Origin of the sequence: Corynebacterium sp., from assembly GCF_030535495.1 — a bacterium.
Classification (GTDB): Bacteria; Actinomycetota; Actinomycetes; order Mycobacteriales; family Mycobacteriaceae; genus Corynebacterium.
In genome coordinates this window covers 1-2,609 of record NZ_JAUNRW010000102.1, presented here as the reverse complement: position 1 = coordinate 2,609, position 2,609 = coordinate 1, and the positions used below count along the sequence as shown (strand labels likewise).

Below are 2,609 nucleotides of genomic sequence, written 5' to 3'. Positions count from 1 at the left end.
GACGCCGTCAACCTCGGACAGGGTTTCCCCGACTCCGACGGCCCACCCCGCATGCTGGAGATCGCCGCCGAGCAGATCCGGGCCGGCAACAACCAGTACGGGCCCGGCCGGGGGTTGCCGGTACTCCGGGAGGCCGTTGCCGCCCAACGCCAGCGTGACCACGGCGTGACGTACGACCCTGAGTCGGAGGTCCTCATCACCGTCGGCGCCACAGAGGCCATTTCCGCTGCGGTCCTCGGACTGGTGGAGCCGGGCTCGGAGGTCATCGTCCTGGAGCCCTACTACGACGCCTACGCCGCCGCCATAGCCCTCGCCGGTGCCCGCCGCGTGGCCGTGTCCCTGGTACCCGACGGTGACACCTGGACCCTCGACATCGACGCAGTCCGCGCGGCGATCACCGCCGACACCGCGATGCTCATCATCAACTCCCCGCACAACCCCACCGGCTCGGTGTTCTCCGCCGGAGTGCTCACGCAGCTGGCCGCCGTGTGCGTGGAGCATGATCTCCTGGTGCTGTCCGACGAGGTCTACGAGCACCTGCTCTTTGACGTCCCCCACACTCCCGTCGCCTCTCTTCCGGGTATGCGTGAGCGCACCGTCACCGTGTCGTCCGCGGCGAAGTCGTGGAACGTCACCGGATGGAAGACCGGGTGGGCGCTGGCCCCCGCCCCGCTTCTCGACGCCGTCATCACCGCCAAGCAGTTCATGTCCTACGTCGGTGCCACCCCCTTCCAGCCGGCGGTCGCCCATGCGCTGCTCCACGAGGGCGACTGGTTGGCCGACATGGTCACAGACCTGGCCGCCGGGCGCGACCTCCTGGTGGAGGGCCTGCGCTCCGCCGGTCTGCGGGTCCACGACACCTTCGGCACCTACTTCGTCATCGCCGATATCGGCGATGCGCAGGACGGCCTGGAGTTCTGCCTGCAGCTTCCCGAGAAGATCGGCGTGGCCGCCATCCCGGTGCAGGTCTTCTGTGACGATCCGGAGCCGTGGCGTTCCAAGGTTCGTTTCGCCTTCGGCAAGCGCCACGAGACCCTGCGCGAAGGAGTGAGGCGGCTGCAGCTGCTGGGCGACCACTGATACCGGGCAGGTACCTAGACTCGGGTCATGACGCCATCCACACCAGACATGAAACCCCGTTCCCGAGACGTCACCGACGGGCTCGAGTCGACCGCCTCCCGCGGAATGCTGCGCGCCGTGGGCATGAGCGACAAGGACTGGGAGAAACCCCAGATCGGCGTCGCCTCCTCGTGGAACGAAATCACCCCCTGCAATCTCACCCTGAAGAAGTTGGCCGAACACGCCAAGAACGGGGTCCACGGTGCCGGCGGGTATCCGCTGGAGTTCGGCACAATCTCGGTGTCCGACGGCATCTCCATGGGGCATGAGGGCATGCACTATTCGCTGGTCTCCCGCGAGGTCATCACCGATTCGGTGGAGACGGTCATGTCCGCCGAACGCCTCGACGGCTCCGTTCTCCTCGCCGGCTGCGACAAGTCCATCCCCGGCATGCTCATGGCAGCCGCCCGGCTCAACCTGGCGAGCGTCTTCCTCTACAACGGATCCACCATGCCCGGCACCGCACGCTTCGCCGACGGCAGCGAGAAGGAGGTCACGCTTATCGACGCCTTCGAGGCCGTCGGGGCCTGCCGTGCCGGGACCCTGCCTCAGGACGACGTCGACGTCATCGAGCGCGCCATCTGCCCCGGGGAAGGTGCCTGTGGCGGAATGTACACGGCCAACACCATGGCCTCCGCAGCAGAGGCCATGGGCATGTCCCTGCCCGGCTCCGCCGCGCCGCCGGCGGTTCACCGCGACAGGGTGGTCCACGCACAGCGATCCGGTGAGGCCGTCGTGGAGCTGTTGCGTCGCGGTATCACCGCCCGCGACATCATCACGCGCGAATCCCTGCTCAATGCCGTGGCCGTGGTCATGGCGCTCGGCGGCTCCACCAACGCCGTGCTGCATCTTCTGGCCATCGCCCGCGAGGCCGAGGTGACACTCACCCTCGACGACTTCAACGATGTCTCGGACAAGGTGCCCCACCTCGCCGACCTCAAACCCTTCGGCCGTTACGTCATGGCGGACGTCTTCCGCATCGGCGGGATTCCGGTGGTGATGCGCGCGCTTCTGGACGCCGGCCTCATCAACGGCAACTGCCTGACCGTCACCGGCCGCACCGTCGCCGAGAACCTGGCGGACGTCAATCCCCCAGACCCTGACGGGCACATCCTGCACGCCCTCAGTGATCCGCTGCATGCCACGGGCGGACTCAGCATCCTCCGGGGCAGCCTCGCCCCGGAGGGCGCGGTGGTCAAGACAGCAGGCTTCGATGCCGACGTCTTCGAGGGCACCGCCCGCGTCTTCAACCAGGAGCAACCCGCGATGGATGCCGTGCTCAACGGAGAACTGAAGAAGGGTGACGTGGTGATCATCCGTTACGAGGGTCCCAAGGGTGGTCCCGGGATGCGGGAAATGCTGGCCATCACCGGTGCGATCAAGGGTGCCGGGATCGGCAAAGATGTGCTGCTCATTACCGACGGCCGTTTCTCCGGCGGCTCCACGGGCCTGTGCATCGGCCACGTCTCCCCCGAAGCCGTCGACGGCGG

Annotated in this window: 2 protein-coding genes; both read left to right on the top strand. The window is 67.5% G+C overall.

Going from position 1 to position 2,609, the window contains the following annotated elements; all coding sequences use genetic code 11:
• A partial coding sequence (locus Q4F73_RS10410; RefSeq protein ID WP_303359279.1) for a pyridoxal phosphate-dependent aminotransferase occupies positions 1-1,080 on the top strand: 1,080 nt, incomplete at its 5' end.
• 27 nt (positions 1,081-1,107) lie between these two features.
• The coding region (ilvD, locus tag Q4F73_RS10405) for a dihydroxy-acid dehydratase (RefSeq protein ID WP_303359278.1) at positions 1,108-2,609 on the top strand (1,502 nt) is incomplete at its 3' end.